14 protein-coding genes are annotated in these 15,106 nt (G+C 71.5%); 8 read left to right on the top strand and 6 right to left on the bottom strand.

Annotated features, from left to right (window positions below; genetic code table 11):
* Positions 1-39: 39 nt before the first annotated feature.
* Positions 40-555, bottom strand: coding sequence for a hypothetical protein (locus ACFU7Z_RS21775; protein WP_074005383.1), 516 nt, complete (start codon positions 553-555; stop codon positions 40-42).
* Between the two features lie 348 nt (positions 556-903).
* On the opposite strand from ACFU7Z_RS21775, the gene ACFU7Z_RS21770 reads away from it, so the two are divergent.
* From ACFU7Z_RS21770 to ACFU7Z_RS21760, 3 genes are all read left to right on the top strand, one after another.
* On the top strand, positions 904-1,920 hold the full coding sequence (locus ACFU7Z_RS21770; protein WP_380779013.1) for a helix-turn-helix domain-containing protein: 1,017 nt from the start codon (positions 904-906) through the stop codon (positions 1,918-1,920).
* A gap of 137 nt (positions 1,921-2,057) precedes the next feature.
* Positions 2,058-2,786 (top strand): alpha/beta fold hydrolase, encoded by a 729-nt coding sequence (locus ACFU7Z_RS21765; protein ID WP_380779011.1) that lies wholly within the window; start codon positions 2,058-2,060, stop codon positions 2,784-2,786.
* A 19-nt stretch (positions 2,787-2,805) separates the two neighbouring features.
* The gene (locus ACFU7Z_RS21760; RefSeq protein ID WP_380779008.1) at positions 2,806-3,264 is read left to right on the top strand and encodes a MarR family winged helix-turn-helix transcriptional regulator; all 459 of its coding nucleotides are present in this window, start codon (positions 2,806-2,808) and stop codon (positions 3,262-3,264) included.
* Between the two features lie 310 nt (positions 3,265-3,574).
* Here ACFU7Z_RS21760 and ACFU7Z_RS21755 read toward each other — a convergent pair whose 3' ends face one another.
* Together ACFU7Z_RS21755 and ACFU7Z_RS21750 are read right to left on the bottom strand one after the other, a co-directional pair.
* Entirely contained in the window at positions 3,575-4,624 is a 1,050-nt protein-coding gene (locus tag ACFU7Z_RS21755; protein WP_380779006.1) for a DUF4232 domain-containing protein, read from the bottom strand.
* 98 nt (positions 4,625-4,722) lie between these two features.
* Complete coding sequence (locus ACFU7Z_RS21750) at positions 4,723-5,118, bottom strand: hypothetical protein (protein ID WP_380779004.1); 396 nt, start codon at positions 5,116-5,118, stop codon at positions 4,723-4,725.
* A gap of 451 nt (positions 5,119-5,569) precedes the next feature.
* Between ACFU7Z_RS21750 and ACFU7Z_RS21745 the strand changes: the two genes are divergently transcribed.
* The gene (locus tag ACFU7Z_RS21745) at positions 5,570-6,523 is read left to right on the top strand and encodes a hypothetical protein (protein ID WP_380779002.1); all 954 of its coding nucleotides are present in this window, start codon (positions 5,570-5,572) and stop codon (positions 6,521-6,523) included.
* 66 nt (positions 6,524-6,589) lie between these two features.
* Here ACFU7Z_RS21745 and ACFU7Z_RS21740 read toward each other — a convergent pair whose 3' ends face one another.
* Positions 6,590-8,590: a ricin-type beta-trefoil lectin domain protein gene (locus ACFU7Z_RS21740; protein WP_380779000.1), complete on the bottom strand. Its 2,001-nt coding sequence runs from the start codon at positions 8,588-8,590 to the stop codon at positions 6,590-6,592.
* A 211-nt stretch (positions 8,591-8,801) separates the two neighbouring features.
* Between ACFU7Z_RS21740 and ACFU7Z_RS21735 the strand changes: the two genes are divergently transcribed.
* From ACFU7Z_RS21735 to ACFU7Z_RS21725, 3 genes are all read left to right on the top strand, one after another.
* Positions 8,802-9,017 (top strand): hypothetical protein, encoded by a 216-nt coding sequence (locus ACFU7Z_RS21735; RefSeq protein ID WP_380778998.1) that lies wholly within the window; start codon positions 8,802-8,804, stop codon positions 9,015-9,017.
* 264 nt (positions 9,018-9,281) lie between these two features.
* Positions 9,282-9,911, top strand: coding sequence for an isochorismatase family protein (locus tag ACFU7Z_RS21730; RefSeq protein ID WP_380778996.1), 630 nt, complete (start codon positions 9,282-9,284; stop codon positions 9,909-9,911).
* Positions 9,912-10,010: 99 nt separating this feature from the next.
* Complete coding sequence (locus tag ACFU7Z_RS21725) at positions 10,011-10,439, top strand: nuclear transport factor 2 family protein (protein WP_117484976.1); 429 nt, start codon at positions 10,011-10,013, stop codon at positions 10,437-10,439.
* Here the strand turns inward: ACFU7Z_RS21725 and ACFU7Z_RS21720 are convergent.
* On the bottom strand, positions 10,427-11,416 hold the full coding sequence (locus tag ACFU7Z_RS21720) for a hypothetical protein (protein WP_380778994.1): 990 nt from the start codon (positions 11,414-11,416) through the stop codon (positions 10,427-10,429). The genes ACFU7Z_RS21725 and ACFU7Z_RS21720 overlap by 13 nt on opposite strands.
* A gap of 81 nt (positions 11,417-11,497) precedes the next feature.
* Entirely contained in the window at positions 11,498-11,839 is a 342-nt protein-coding gene (locus ACFU7Z_RS21715) for a hypothetical protein (RefSeq protein WP_143204695.1), read from the bottom strand.
* Between the two features lie 719 nt (positions 11,840-12,558).
* Between ACFU7Z_RS21715 and guaD the strand changes: the two genes are divergently transcribed.
* Positions 12,559-15,024: a guanine deaminase gene (gene guaD, locus ACFU7Z_RS21710; protein ID WP_380778992.1), complete on the top strand. Its 2,466-nt coding sequence runs from the start codon at positions 12,559-12,561 to the stop codon at positions 15,022-15,024.
* Positions 15,025-15,106 lie beyond the last annotated feature (82 nt).

Genomic DNA, 15,106 nt, shown 5'->3' with positions numbered 1-15,106 from the left:
GGCGGTGTCAGCAGGTGCCGGGCACGGGCCGGGTGGGGGTCAGCAGGTGCCGACGCGGCCGGACTGCGAGGACCAGACCGGGACCCAGGGGCTGCTGTTGTCGTGCGGGCGGTAGACGACGATGTTGGCGTCGTTCTGCATGCGCACCCAGTTGGCGCTGGGGTTGCAGCCGAAGCCGCTGCCGGTGGCCCACTTGGCGTTCTTGAAGGTGTCGTAGACGACGAAGTTGCCGTCGTACTGCATGATCGCCTTGCCCGCGCCGCCGAAGGTGGCGGTGTTCCACATCGCGGTGCCGTAGCGGTCGTACTCCACGAGGTTGCCGTCGGTCTGGTAGGTCAGCCGGTAGGCGCCGTTGGCGGAGACGAGCGAGTCACCGGGCAGCAGACAGCTGCCCCAGTTCATGTGGTCCCAGCCGCTCGGGTTGCGCGAACAGTTCCACTCGCTGTTGACGTCGGCGGACGCGCTGGTGGCCGTCGTCAGCCCGGTGAGCGAGGCCAGCGCCAGGGCGGCGCCGGCGAAGGCGAGCGTGCGCCTGGTCCTTCCGGTGTTCCTCATCGTTCCCCTCTTTCCGCTGCGGCGCGGTTCCCGACCGGCCGCGGCACGGTCTCGTCGACGGCGGTACGGGACGCGTCCCGTACGCCGCCCTCCGATGGGAGCAGGGCCTGTCGGTCCCTGCGTTCATGCCAACGGGCAGTGGCGGACGGCCGGTTCACCGGATTTCCCGTCGGGCGACGGCCGCCCCGGGCGGAGCGCGGCCGGGCTCCGGGCCCCCGGGCGGAGGACACCGGGCCTGACCTTGTAGGTTTCGGTGTCACCGGCTGCGAGGGGCCGGTGACACCTGGTGGGGAAGGGGAGCCCGACCGGACAGGGAAGGGGACGGACCCCGGACGGGAAGGGCGGACAGTGACCACGAGCACGGCGAGCGTGTTCCGCGGTGAGGGCGTACCCGAGAGGGAACGGTTCGAGTGCTGGCGGGAGTTGGTCAGCCGCACCCGGGACAGCGAGGTGACCAGCGACCACTCCGACGACTTCCGGGCGGAGATGCGGCGCCTGGAGCTCGGGCCGGTGACCCTCCTGCGGACCTCCTTCCCGCCGACCCGCTTCCAGCGCACCGAGCGCCGGGTGCGCCGCTCGGACCTCGGGGTGTTCCACCTGACCCTGCTACTCGACGGCGGCTTCGCCCTGACCCGCGACACCGGGCCCACCGAGACCTTCGGACCCGGAAACCTGCACATGCTCGACAGCTCCCACTCCTTCGACCTGCGGGCCTTCGGCTCCCGCGCCCAGGCGCCCGCGGAGCGCCGGATCGAGGCCGTCGGCGTCGACTTCCCCACCGCCCTGCTGCCGCTGCCGCCGCACCGGGTGCACGAGCTGCTGGGCCGCGGCTTCTCCTCCCGGGAGGGCGCCTGCGCGCTGCTCTCGGAGTTCCTCGTCGGCCTGGACCGGCAGGCCGCCGTCCTGGGCCCGGTCGAGACCCCCCGGCTGGGCGGCATCGTGGTCGACCTGGTGGCCGCCTGGCTCGCCCGGGAACTGGACGCCGAGGCCGCCGTACCCGACGACACCCGGCAGCGGGCCCTGGTCGAGAACGTCCGGGCCTTCGTCGGACGCAACCTGCGCGACCCGGAGCTGACCCCCGCCGTGATCGCGGCCGCCCACCACATCTCGGTCAGCTACCTGCACCGCCTGTTCACCCGGCAGTCCGGCGGCGAGACCGTCGCCGCCTTCGTCCGCCGCCGCCGGCTGGAGCGGGCCCGCCGCGACCTGGCCGACCCCGCGCTGCGCGACCTGCCCGTCCACGCCGTCGCCACCCGCTGCGGCCTGCCCCGCGCCGCCGAGTTCAGCCGCGCCTTCAAGACCGCGTACGGCCTCTCCCCCAGCGAGCACCGCCGGCGGGCCCTGGCCGGGGGCGCCGGCGGATAGCCGCACGGGCGGCACGGCCCCGCCGACGGGGCCGCCGGGGGGCATCCGGGACCACCTCGGCGCGATGCGATGTGGTGCGATGCGATGCGATGCGGCCAACATGTGTCACGACACATGTGTCGTGTAACCTATCTGGTATGAGCACTGCACGGAGAACCCCGACCCTCGTCTTCATCCCCTGCTTCTCCGGCGCTCCGTGGAGCGCCGAGCAGCTCGCCCCCTACGGCGAGGCGCCCAAGCGCACGCTGCGCCTGCCCGAGGGCGTCGACGACATGGAGCGCTACGCCGACCACGTCGAGAACGCGGTCGCGGACCTCGACGACTACGTGCTGGTCGGCGACTCGTTCGGCGCGGTCATCGCGCTCGCGCTCGCCACCCGCCGCCCGCGCGGCCTGCGCGCCCTGGTCCTGTCCGGCGGATTCGCGGCCGACCCGGTCGACTCCAAGGCGTGGAAGGCCCTGATGCGGGCGATCGGCAGGGCCCGCGGCCCGCTCTACCGGCAGCTGACGCTGCGGGCCCACGCCCACCGCCTCGCCTCCCCGTTCGACGGCGAGGGCCAGGTGCCCTGGAACGAGGCGCGCAGCCGCGAACTGTTCCTCGTCAACACCCCGGCCGCGTCCTTCGGCGCGCGGGTGCGGGCCGCCATGACCGCCGACTACGTCGACGCGCTCGGCCGGGTCGAGGTCCCGACCCTGCTGCTGACCCCCTCGCACGACGTGCTGATCGGCGAGAACGCCTCGAAGATCATGCTCGCTGGCATCCCCGACGCCCGGGAGGTCGTGCTGCCGCGCACCGGCCACATGTTCCGCTTCTCCCACCCGGTAACCTACGCCGCCGCGGTCGAGGACTTCCTGGCCGCCCCGTAGACCACCCGAGAGGACATCGATGCGCAAGGCCGAGCACCTGCGGTTCGCGATCCTGGCAGCCCAGCGCGAAGGCAACCGGCTGCTGATCCAGGCCCTCAAACCCCACGGCATCACCCCCTCCCAGGCCGAGGTGCTGCGCCTGCTCCAGCAGCACGGCACCCTGAGCCTCAACGGGCTCGGACAGCTCCTGGTGTGCGAGAGCGGCACCAACCCCAGCCGGCTGGTCGAGCGCGTGGTCGCGGCCGGGCTGGTCGAGCGCCGCGCCGACGCCGAGGACCGCCGCTACGTCCAGCTCAGCCTCACCCCCGAGGGCGCGCGCCTGGCCACCGAGGTCGCCGGGATCGAGGAGTTCCTCTACGCCGCGATGGACGCCGCCTGCGAGGGCCTGGACACCGACGCGATGCTGCGGTTCCTGCACAGCTTCATCGACCCCCTCCCCTCGGGCGAGGCCCTCAACAAGCGCCTCGCCCTCGACTGACACCCGCCTGGCACCCGTCCTCGAAGCCCTCCGGCGCGAGAACCCCGCGGCGCGAGCACCCGGCGGCGCGAGCACCCGGCGCGCACGAACGGGCCGGAAGGCCGCACCTGTCCACCCAGTGCCAAGGACTGTCGACTCGGTGCCAACACGGCGGGGGTGCCGTCCTGGCATCCTCCACGAGTGAACACCGCGCGGCGGAACATCTCGTTCCGTTTCCGCGCCGACGGCCCGGCACGCCACGGGGGAGCGTGCCGGGCCGCCCCTCCCTCTCCACGGCCTCGGGACATCGGGACCTCAAGGCCTCAGGGCCTCAGGGCCTCGGGTCCGGCGACGGCTTGTCGTTCGCGTCCTCCCGGGCCCAGGCGCCGGCGCCGAGGCGTCCGGTGGTGCCGAGGTCGAGTTCCGGGACGACCATCACGGGAGCCGCGTCGGCGGTGGCGCGCACCCGGACGTAGGGCGCGTTCTGCGGGTCTCCGGCGCCGGCCTCGGTGGTGTTGCGCCACACCAGGGTGGCGCGGGCGCCTTCCCCCGGGCCGAGGGCGATCTTCTGCGGCGGGTTGTCGGCGCCGGTGCCGGCGGCGATCCGGGCGCCGCCACGCAGGATGTCCACCCCGTCGAGGGGGCGGTGGTCGGGGTCGAGCGGCTGCACCTGCGGGTAGCCGTCGAGGGTGACGGTGGCGGTCCCGCAGTTGCGCAGGTGCAGGCTCACCGCGCGCAGGCCCATCGCGGCGCTGCCCTCGTCGGCGTACAGCCGCAGGCCGGAGGGCGGGCAGGGGCCGTCGGGGCGGGAGGCCTCGGCGGTGGGCACGCTGCGGACCTTGAGGAGCTCCGGCTTCGGCGGGCGGGGGTTGTCGGCCCGTCCCGGGGTGGGCGCGCCCGGACGGGAACCCGACCCGGTCACGCCGGGCACGGCCAGGTCGATCCGCCCCTTCTCGGTGGCGCCGGGGGCGAGCCCGGTGACGGTCCGGGTGAGGTTCCCTCCCCCTACTCCGCCCGCTCCCCCGCCCGGGTCGCCGAACACCGCCGCGCCCCGGTCCGGATCGGGCCCGTTGAACATCACGGTGTAGTCGTACGGTTCGGCGTTCGGGTTGGTCACCTCGTACTCGAAACAGGTACGGCCGACGGCGGTGATCCGCGCCCCGCCCTGGGCGAGCGCGGTCGGCTGCGGCACACCGGGCGCGCTCGGCGGCGGGCTGCCGCACGGCCGGGGACTGCCGGAGCCCTCCGGACCGCCGCCGGAGGCCGCGGTCGTCGCGGTGCCGCAGCCCGCGAGCAGGAGCGCGGCGGTGGCGGCGGCCACGGCGGACGCGGCGGGGTGCCGGGCCGTCAGCGGGCGGCGGGGCGGGGAGGGCTGGCGCATCGGTCGAGTCGATCACGCCCCGCGCCGGACGGCAGTGAGCTGCGCCACGTCACGGGCAACAGTCCTGCCACGGTCCGCGCCCCGCCGACGGGGCCGCTCTAGTCGTCGCCGCGGCTCTGGAAGTACCACTGCTGGGGCTTCGCTCCGGTGTAGTTGGCCAGTTCCACCGGGGCACCGTCCTTGCCGCCGGTCAGGTACAGGGCCCTGCCGTCACCGACCGCCGCGATCTTGAAGCGGCCCTGACTCTCCAGCGTCACGTCCCAGTCCGCGGGATTCTCGTTCAGGACGGCGCTGTCGCCGTCGACGGCCAGGTACCGGCCCGTGCCGACGTTGCGGACGGTGTTGTACTGCCCGCTCTCCTCCACTTCCCAGTACTGGGTGTCGAGTTCGCGCTCCTTCTGTCCGACGACCCTGTCACCCGAGGCGGGCGCGGTCGCGACCTGGGTGAGGTATCCGACGGACTTGATGCTGTAGGTGCCGGGCTTGATGTCCATGTGGCCTCCATGGTCGGCTTCTGGTGCGAAGCGCTGGGAACAGGACGTGGCGTCCGGGGGTCACGATAGGGTCGGGTAGATAGTGTTCGATTACATGCCGTCATGGAATCCAGAACCGGAATCAACGAAATAGATCGTAATCGAAGTACTCGATCGCTGGTCAGCTTTCGCGCACGTGCGCGATGCGGAATCCGCGACCACGATCTCCCGCACCGGCGAGGCCGGGCGCGTCGGCCGCCAATGGACCACCGATACCAGTCACACCGAGGACCACTCGACCGGCGGAGCCCCGCGCGCAACGCCGACCGGGCCCCGGCGAGACTGGGGACGCGACTGCCCTGCCACCAATTGATCCGTACACGTTCGGCCATTTTCCCCCTTCGAGAAACACCACGATCCTGCGGCCATGACGGACCTCTCAACCACCTCGATCCTTTCGGGAGCGAACCCCATGCCAACTTCTGCCACTCCGGCCGGCCACGACAAGACGATGCGGTGGACCGTCCACGAGACCGAGACCGGCTGGTCGAAAGACCATCGCTACAACTGGAGTTTGAAGTCAGCTCCCGCCATCGAGGCGTACAAGGGCCTGCTGCACTGCTTCGCCGCAGGAGCACTGGAGCCTTACGGCCTGGCATGGGGCTACTACAACAAGGAAACCGACACCTGGTACAGCAAGTCCTTCGTCTACGACGTCGAGAAAAACCCCGTGCACACGTCCGGTCCGCTCGCGGTGCAGCACGCCAACGACTTCCTGTACTGCGTGCACCACCGCGCCAAGGACGACCGCCGCTTGTGGTGGACCCGCTACAACTCGGAGGGCCCCGAGACCGGATGGTCCCTGCACCAACCGGTGAAGGACCACCGGTCGGCCGAGGTCCGATCGACGAGACCGGCCGCGCTCACCGTCTACGGCGGCCTCCTCTACTGCGTGCACGACGGCGACGGCATCCTGCGGTGGATCACCCATGACACCGCCACGAAGACCTGGGGCACCGACCTGCCGATCCCCGGCGACATCCGGGCCGTACGGGCACCCGCCATCGAGCGCTTCAAGGACCACCTGTACTGCGTGCACGACCGCGGTGGGGACGACCTGTACTGGATCACCTACAACAGCGGAACCCAGGAGTGGAGCGCCGACCGGCGCATCGAGGACGCCGAGGGGAACCCGGTCCGCACCAGCCATGCGCCCGCCATCGCCCGACACAACGACTACCTGTACTGCGTCTACTACGTGGACACGGACTCCGGGCGCGGCGAGCTCTGGTGGACCCGGTACGACGACAGCGACGAGGGCGACGACAGCTGGAGCGTCCCGGAGCGCATCCCCGACGTCCGCTCGTACACCGGATTCGACATCGCGCCCTACTACGGCGGCCTGTACTGCGTGCACGAGGTCTGAGACGGAGCGCGCGCGGCCCCGACCGGGGCCGCGAATCCGGTCGCGGCCCCGGTGCCCGTACGCCGGTCAGCGGAGCTGGAAGGACCACTCCTGCTTCCAGCCGCCCTCACAGCTCCACACCCCGAGCTGCTTGAAGTCGGAGTCGTGGGTGAGGCAGTCGTCGTCGCCGATCTGGACCCGGTACCTGCCGTTGCCGAGGCTGACGAACTCCCACTTCTGGTTGGCGGTGTCACCCCACGCCTGCTGCTCGGCGACGTACGTCCCGGGGTTCTCGGTGAGGTTGTACCCGAGGTCGTTGACGATCCGGTAGCGGTCCCCGCCCAGCGGCTTGATGGTCCAGCGGGACCCCTTCGCCCCCAGGATCCCGCCCACGATCGGCGAACCCCAGCTCGCGGTCTCGTTGGGGGCCGTCGCGCCCAGCCCGTTGGCGAGCTTCAGGAACAGCGGCCGCTCGGTCGGGATGTCGGAGGACGGCTTGGGCTTCGGCTTGGGGTCCGGGTCCGGCTTCGGGTCCGGCTTCGTCGGGGTGGTCGGGTCGGTCGGCGTGATCACGCCGCCGGACGTGGATTCGAGCACCCACCCCTGGTGCCAGTCCTGCTTGCACGTCCACACGCCGAGCTGCTTGAAGTCGGCGTCGTGGGCGAGGCAGTCGTCGCCGGAGATCCGGATCTGGTACTTGCCGTTGCCGATCGCGGCGAGTTCCCACTTCTGCCGGGAGGAGTTGCTCCACGGCTGGAGTTCGGCCAGGTAGCCGCCGTTCTCGGTGAGTTCCAGCCCGTACGAGCTGGTGATCCGGTAGCGGCCGCCGCCCGCCGGGGCGAGCTTCCACTTGGACTCGTTGCCGCCCCGGAGCCCGGCGACGACCGACGCGCCGGCGGAGCCGTTGACCGGCACGGCGCCCAGGCCGTTGTCGAGCTTCAGGTACACCTCGGCGCCGGTGCCGCCGCCGGGCGTGGGCGGGGTGGTGGTCGGCGGGGTGCCGCCCCAGGCCCAGTTCTGGTTGGGCGCGTCCCGCCGGTCCTCGGAGCCGCAGGCCCAGGCCGCCACCGTGCTGCCGTTGGCGGTCCGGCCGCTGAAGTCGTCGACGCAGACGTCCTTGGAGCGGTCGTCCTGGTCGGTCATGTGCCGGAAGCCGCCGCCGGCCGACATGTTCCAGCGTTGTCCGGGGATCTCCAGGCAGTCCCACACCTGGAGCTTGGTCCCGTTCGCGGTCTTGTTGGCCTCCAGGTCGAGGCACTTGCCGTTGGCCGCCTGGAGCTTGTAGCCGTTGTACGTCCATTTCTGGGCGTCGCCACCGTTGCATTCCCATATCTGGACGGGGGTGCCGTTCGCGGTGCCGTTGCCGCTGACGTCCAGGCAGGCGTGATAGCCGGGGGCGCTGGAGTCGGGGGTCAGGCTGCCGGTCCTGGTGCCGTAGCCGGAGCGCGCGGGGAAGTGGACGGTGCGCACGTCGCCGTCGCACTTGTAGGGCCGCGCGGTGCCCGAGCGGCAGGTCCACGGCTCCTTCTTGACGGTGTCGCCGTCGTTGCCGGTGAACGCCCAGTTCAGGTAGCCGCCGTCGCCCCGGTTGCGGAAGGTCGAGTCCCCCTGGAAGACCCAGATCCGGAAGACGTCGTAGCCGGACGGCTCCTTCTTCTCCTTGTCCAGGAAGTGGTTGAGCTTGTAGGTGGTGTCGAGCAGCACCCCCCGCATGTCGGACTTGTACTCGTTCCGGAACCACTCGGTGTCGTACAGGTCGGTGCCCACGGTCTTGAACACCATGACGTTGAACCCCGGGAACTTCGCGCTCAACTTCGTCGCGGTGTTCTGGGTGAACTCCGCGTTGTCCAGCTTGTTGAGGTTGGCAGCGTCGTGCATCAGCCTGATCGTGTCGAAGGCGGAACTGATCAGCGCCGTCATGCAGTTGCCGCCGCCCGGCGAGGCCGGGGTCCCGCAGGTCTTGTCCACCGGGGCCGCCGCGGCGGCCGCCGCGGGCGCGGCCTGGGCCTGCGCGGTCAGGACGGAGACCACGGCGACGGCGGCGACCCCGCAGGCCAGGGCACGTTTCAGGCGGGAGAGGAGGTGCAAGGTCGGAACCGTCTTTCTTCTCGGGGAAGTTGGATGGTGGCACCGGAAGTCCGCCGTCCCGCGACTCCTGACGCGATCCATATGACAAGATCAAGAAGCCTGACGCCTTTCACGCGCCACCCCGGTCGGCGAGCCCCGCTCACCGGCCTCGATCCCTGCGGCCCGGGCGAGCGGCCGTCAGGGAGTCGTCAGAGATTGGAGGACCCGCGAGGTGTCCGCATCACCGGAGTTCCGCGGCTTCGACCTGGTCCGGCGCGGCTACGACCGCGAGCAGGTCGACCACTACCTCAGGGCCCTGTCCGGGGCCGTTTCACTGCCGCCCGTGCCGGCGTTCGAGATCAGGTGGCGGGGCTACGACCGCGAGCAGGTCGACGCGCGCATCGCGGACCTGCTGCGCGGCGGGGGCAACAGGGGCGGCAGGGCGTAACCCCACGCGGCGGGCTCGGCGCGGGGAGTCGGACCGGCCGACTTCCCGCGCGACGGCCCGGCACGGTCAGCGCCGCCTCGAACGCCCCGAACGCCTCGTCCACCGCAGGGTCCGCCACCGTCCCGGCGGCGACACCCCGCCCCGCTCGTGGATCGGGCCGCAGACGCCGAGGCGTCACTTACTGTAGGCACATGAGTGCAGATAGGCGTGTCCGGGCCGATTCGACCCGGTTCGACACGGATCGCCCCGGCGGGTGAGGGCGTCATGACCGCACCCCGGATCCCCCTCACCATCGACAACACCGCGCTGGTCCTGATCGACCACCAGGTCGGCACGATCGGGTGGGCCGGCGAGCTGGCCGGCGAGGACGAACGCGACCAGCTGACGATGTGGGTGCGCACGATCGTGCGCTTCGCGGCGGCGGTCGGCGTCCCCGTCGTCCTGACCAGCAGCCTCGAGGACCGGCAGCAGGGCCCGCTGCTGCCCGACCTCGAGACCCTCGTGCCCGCCGCGTACGCCGCCCGGGTGCGGCGCGCGGGCGTCATCAACGCGTGGGACGACCCGGCGTTCGTCGAGGCCGTCCGTGCGACCGGCCGGGAGAACCTCCTCGTCGGCGGCCTGACCACCGAGGTGTGCCTGGTGCCGCCGGTCCTGTCCGCGATCGAGGACGGCTTCGGCGTCGCCGTCCTGCTCGACGTGTCGGCGGCCGGCACGCGCACCTCCGCCGCCAACAGCCGCGACACCCTGCGGGCCGCCGGGGCGGAGCTGCTCACCGTCGTCCCGGCGCTGACGCGGCTGCTCGGCAACTGGCAGAGCGAGCACGCCGCCGCGTTCTTCGACGCGATGGGCGGCGAGGGCGTCTTCGCCGCCTTCGCCCGCGGAAACCTCAGGTAGACCCCGCACCGACCTCGCACCGGTCCCGCACCGGCCTCGAACCAACCTCGCACCGACCTCGCACCGACCTCGGACAGACCTCGGATAGGGAGCACCCGCATGTCCGGCATCACCGCAGCCGACCGCTTCGAGATCCACGAACTGCTGGCCCGCTACTGGAAGACCGTCGACGAGGGCGACCTCAAGGGCTTCGCCGACACCTTCACCGAGGACGGCAGCCTCACCAACTACACGGGGACGACGACCGGCCGCGAGGCGCTCGCCCAGTGGCTCGACGACTACGGCCCGAGCCGCGCCGGCAACCGGCACATGAGCACCAACACGACCGTCACCGAGGTCGACGCGGACACCGCGACGGTCTGGAGCTACATGGTCGTCATCGCCGCCTTCGAGCCGCGGACCCAGACGCCGCACGTCGCGGCCTACGGCCGGTTCAACGACACGGTGGTCCGCGTCGACGGCGGGTGGCTCTTCAGGGAGCGCCTGATGGACGACCTCGCCCTGAACGCCATCGACTACCCGGGCTGAACCGCCGCGGGCGGCGCTCCCTGGCCGACGGCGCCGTCCTGCGCGATGACGGCCCGGGCCCGCTGCGTCCGCGCGCTCAGCTGCTGGGCGAAGCTCCGCAGGGAGTCGGCGTTCCTCGCGATGTACTGGTTGTCGTAGGCGGTCTCCACCGCGACGAGCCGGCCGACCGTGTTCAGGGAGATCTTGCAGGCGATGTCGGCCTCGGCCGTCGGCACCTCGTCGGGGCTGCGCGGGGGCGGCGTCCCGGCGGCGGGGGTGGTGCCCGCCGCGGGGGTGGCGCCCGCCGCGCCCCACTTGCGGTCGCTGTAGGCGTCCGCCGGGTTGGCGTAGCTGTAGCCCTTCCCCTTCATGCACGCGCTCCACTCCGCGTACGCGGCGGTCAGGCGCGGGTCGGTGAGGGGGATCCGGGGGCCCTTGTCGGGCAGGCCCTGCGCGGTGCCCGGCACCGGCGGCGGCCCGCCGAGCGCGTCCGCGCCGGCCTGCCAGCAGCCGCCCTTGGGCACCGGCCTGCCGTTGAAGCTCGTGACCGGCTTCCCCGAGGGGTCCGCTCCGTAGAGCACCGAGGTGACGTCCGGGGAGAGGGTGGAATCGGGGATGACCTGGTTGCGGTCGTACCCCTTCTCGGCCGCCTTCGCCGGGGCGAAGTACCCGTAGAGCTGGGTCCGTTCCCGGGCCGCCGTCGCCGCCTGGGTGAAGGCGTCGTAGGTCTCCTCCGGGGCCTGGAGGCCGAAGTCCTTCATGCAGCGGGCCGCGACGAGGTGCGAGGCCCGACTGATCGTCACCGCCTGTTCGGCGGTCGGCTTGTAGCCGTCGAGGGGCAGGGTGATCTGCTCCGGCCGGTCGATGACCGGCACCTGGCCCGTCGGCGGCGGGCTGGAATTCGCCTGGCCTCCACCGGAACAGGCGGAAAGGGAACTCACGGCCACGGCCAGGACGGTGAGCGCGAGCGGGGCGCGTCCCCGCGGTGGCATCGGCATCGGAATTCTTCTCCTCCCTGGAGAAACGCGGAGAAAAGCGGGCGGCGGGCATCCGGAGGACACCCGCCGCCCCTGGCGGAATCACACGATCTGCACTTCGGAAACGTGCGCGCTGGTGAAGCTGAGGCTTCCGCCGGCGTAGAGGTTGTACGGCGTGCCGTTCGCCGTGATGATGCCGTTGTTCCACTGCGAGGTCACCAGGTTCACGCCGTCGACGTTGGGGTAGATGGCCCCCACGCTGCCCGCGTAGCAGAGCTGCCAGCCCGACATCCACAGCTCGATGCCGTAGGCCTTCGCCCCGCCGCCGGGGCACTGCACGGGGCCGATGGCGCTGGCGGGCGAGGCGGCGACGACGCCTCCGCCGACCACGGTGGCGGCGGCGAGTGTCACCGCGGCAATTCGCTTGCTGATACGAAGATTCATGGAAGTACCGCTCTCCCTGTCCCATTCGACTGACGGATCGTTGCGACCTGGCGATGCGGAATGACCGGCCCGCGCCGGGCTGTTTTCCCCGGCTCTCGCGGCCCCGTATCGCCGACAACGGAAGAGAGTGTCACTCGCCACCGGGATCGACCACCCCTTGCCGAGGACCGACGGAATAAAGCGGACAAAGGCGCCCTGGCGGATGGCGGGGAGGAATCCCGAAGACGATCGTCCGATTCGCCTCTGCCTGCGGATATGCCGGGAATTCGCGGCCGCCGGAAACAGGTTGATGTACGTACATCGTCAAGCGGCCTTCGGGCCGCCCTCCGGCCGCCGTCTAGCGCAGGAGCCGCAGGGCGAGGACGTCGCAGCGGACCGGGCTCACCCGGGGCCCTTCTCCTCCACGTCCCGGTGCCGGGTGTCGAGCTCGCACGCCTTCTGTCCGACGACCCTGTCGCCCCGGGAAGGTGCTCCCCCGCACCGGCGGGGCCGGGCGCGTCGGCCGCCCAGCGCCCACCTATGCCAGTCCCGCCGAAGACCACTCGACCGGCGGAATCCGGCGCGCAGCGCCGGTCGGCCCCTCGTGAGACTGGGAGCGCAGTCGCCTCGCGGCCGATCGGTCCGCACACGTCCGGCCTGCTGTCCGGTGGGGAGCACAGGGAGTCCGGAGCCTCGGACGGGCCTCGCGGCCGCCTCAACCCCCCTTGGGAGTGAGCCCCATGCGAACCTCTGCGTTCTCCGACGACGGACCCGGCGGACCCGACCGCCTCGGCGACACCCGCGACACCCGCGACACCCGCGACACCCGAGCGGCCGGCGAACCGCCCGCCGGGGCGGCCGGCCGGTGCCGCCCGGCGGTGACGGCCGTCCGGGGCGGCCTGGTGTGGTTCCGCGACGACCCGTTCCTGACGCCCGAGGGCGAGGACGACGGGGACGCGCTCGTCTACGTGGAGGACGGGCTGCTGGTCTGCGAGGACGGGAAGATCGTCGCGGCCGGGGACTACGGCGACCTCGTACGCGGCCTCCCACCCGACACGAAGATCGTCCACTACCGCGACAAGCTGATCCTCCCGGGCCTCGTCAGCACCCACGTCCACTACGTGCAGACCCGGATCATCGCCGCCTACGGCAACCAACTGCTGGACTGGCTCAGAGCGGACGTCTTCCCGGAGGAGTCCCGGTTCTCCGACCCGGACTACGCCCGCGACGTCGCGGCCCTGTTCTGCGACGAGCTGCTGCGCAACGGCACGACCACGGCCCTGGTCAACTGCGCCACCTACCCGGAGTCGGTCGACGCGCTGTTCGCGGAGAGCGTCGGTCGCGGGATGCGGCTCGCGGCCGGCAAGGTGCTGATGGACAGCGAGGAGTGCGCGGCCCCGCCCGAACTGCTCGACGCCTCCCCCGAGGTGGGCTACGAGCAGTCCAGGGAGCTGATCGAACGGTGGCACGGGGTCGGCCGCAGCATCTACGCCGTCACCCCGCGGTTCGCCGTCGCCTGCACCCCCGGGATGCTGCGCGCGGCCGGGGAGCTCTGGCGGGAGTACCCCGGCACGCTCCTGCAGACCCACCTGGCGGAGAACCAGGTCGAGGTGGCGAAGGTCCACCAGCTGTTCCCGGAGTGCGAGGACTACGTCGACGTCTACGAGACGTACGGCCTGCTCGGCCCCGGCGCGGTCTTCGCCCACGCCGTGCACCTGTCCGAGCGCGAGTGGAAGCGCCTGTACGAGACCGGCAGCGGCATCGCGCACTGCCCGACGTCCAACCTCTTCCTGGGCTCCGGCCTGTTCGACATGCCCCGCGCCACCGACCCCCTCCGGCGGGTACTGGTCGGACTCGGCTCCGACGTCGGCGGCGGCACCAGCCTCTCCCTGCTCCAGACCGCGGGCGAGGCCTACAAGGTCGGCGCCCTGCGGGACTTCCCGATGACCGGGGTCAAGCTGTTCTACCTGGCGACCGTCGGCTCGGCCTCGGCGATGCGCCTCGACCACCTCGTCGGCTCACTGGAACCGGGGCACGAGGCCGACTTCATCGTCCTCGACCCGGACGCCACCCCGCTGCTCTCCGCCCGCACCTCCAACGCCGGCTCCCTCGGCGAACTCCTGTTCACCTTCGCGCTGATGGGGGACGACCGCGCCGTCCTGGCCACCTACCTCAACGGCCGGCTCGCCCACGAGCGGGACGCCGACGACGCGCCCACCGGGTCCGGGCGCGAGCCCGTCCGCCGGTTCGACGCCGGCGGGGGGAAGCGGTGGCAACGGACCTCTGAGCGCAACTACATGCGGTGGACGGTCTACGACCCCGAGACCGGCTGGTCGAAGGAGCGGGGCACCACCAGCAGCGTCCCCTTCGGTCCCGGCATCGACGTGTACAAGGACTCGCTCTGGTCCCTCGGCACGGGCGGCTGGAAACCCTTCCAGATGATGTGCAACCGCTACCAGAAGGAGGACGACACCTGGTACACCAGGCTCTTCGTCAACGACGTCGAGGGCAACTACGTGCTCGCGTCCGACCAGGTCGCGGTGCAGCACGCCAACGACTTCCTGTACTGCGTGAACCACCGCACCGAGGACGACGCCCGCCTGTGGTGGACGCGCTACAACTCGGAGGGCCCCGAGCATGGTTGGTCCCCGCACCGGCCAGTGGAGGACGACCGGGACGTCGCGGTCCGGTCGACCAACCCGGCCGCGACCACCGTCTACGACGGCCTCCTGTACTGCGTGCACGACGACGAGGACGGCTTCCTGCGGTGGATCACCCACGACACCGCCACCGCGACCTGGGGCACCGACCGGCTGGTCCCCGGCGACATCGAGGTCGCCCGGGCACCCGTCGTCGAACGCTTCAAGAACGACCTGTACTGCGTGCACGACCGCGGCGGGGACGAGCTGTACCTCATCACCTACAACAGCGAGACGGACGAGTGGAGTTCCGACGAGCCCATGGTGGACACCGACGGGAACCCGATCCGCACCGGCTACCGGCCCGCCATCGCCCGGTTCAACGACTACCTGTACTGCGTCTACTTCGTCTACGAGAACGCCTACTACGGATCGCTCTGGTGGACCCGGCTCCACGAACTCGGCGACGAGTGGAGCGTCCCGGAACACATCCCCGACGTCTACTCGAGCTCCGGGCTCGACCTCACGCCCTACTACGGCGGCCTGTACTGCATGCACCGGTTCTGAGCCGGCCCGCGCGGCCCGTCCCCGACGATCAGCCGAGGGAGAGTCCCGCGGCCTTGACCGCTGTCGCGGCCGGCCCTGTCTC

Origin of the sequence: Kitasatospora sp. NPDC057518, assembly GCF_042802075.1 — a bacterium.
Classification (GTDB): Bacteria; Actinomycetota; Actinomycetes; order Streptomycetales; family Streptomycetaceae; genus Kitasatospora.
The sequence above is the reverse complement of the archived record's forward strand: the minus strand, read 5'-3'. Positions and strand labels throughout refer to the sequence as shown.

Bases quoted from the DNA above. Each gene is read 5' to 3' on its own strand.
- guaD (WP_380778992.1), top strand. From the start codon at position 12,559: ATGCGAACCTCTGCGTTCTCCGACGACGGACCCGGCGGACCCGACCGC.
- ACFU7Z_RS21730 (WP_380778996.1), top strand. From the start codon at position 9,282: ATGACCGCACCCCGGATCCCCCTCACCATCGACAACACCGCGCTGGTC.
- ACFU7Z_RS21745 (WP_380779002.1), top strand. From the start codon at position 5,570: ATGCCAACTTCTGCCACTCCGGCCGGCCACGACAAGACGATGCGGTGG.
- ACFU7Z_RS21775 (WP_074005383.1), bottom strand. From the start codon at position 555: ATGAGGAACACCGGAAGGACCAGGCGCACGCTCGCCTTCGCCGGCGCC.
- ACFU7Z_RS21765 (WP_380779011.1), top strand. From the start codon at position 2,058: ATGAGCACTGCACGGAGAACCCCGACCCTCGTCTTCATCCCCTGCTTC.
- ACFU7Z_RS21725 (WP_117484976.1), top strand. From the start codon at position 10,011: ATGTCCGGCATCACCGCAGCCGACCGCTTCGAGATCCACGAACTGCTG.
- ACFU7Z_RS21755 (WP_380779006.1), bottom strand. From the start codon at position 4,624: ATGCGCCAGCCCTCCCCGCCCCGCCGCCCGCTGACGGCCCGGCACCCC.
- ACFU7Z_RS21760 (WP_380779008.1), top strand. From the start codon at position 2,806: ATGCGCAAGGCCGAGCACCTGCGGTTCGCGATCCTGGCAGCCCAGCGC.
- ACFU7Z_RS21715 (WP_143204695.1), bottom strand. From the start codon at position 11,839: ATGAATCTTCGTATCAGCAAGCGAATTGCCGCGGTGACACTCGCCGCC.
- ACFU7Z_RS21750 (WP_380779004.1), bottom strand. From the start codon at position 5,118: ATGGACATCAAGCCCGGCACCTACAGCATCAAGTCCGTCGGATACCTC.
- ACFU7Z_RS21720 (WP_380778994.1), bottom strand. From the start codon at position 11,416: ATGCCGATGCCACCGCGGGGACGCGCCCCGCTCGCGCTCACCGTCCTG.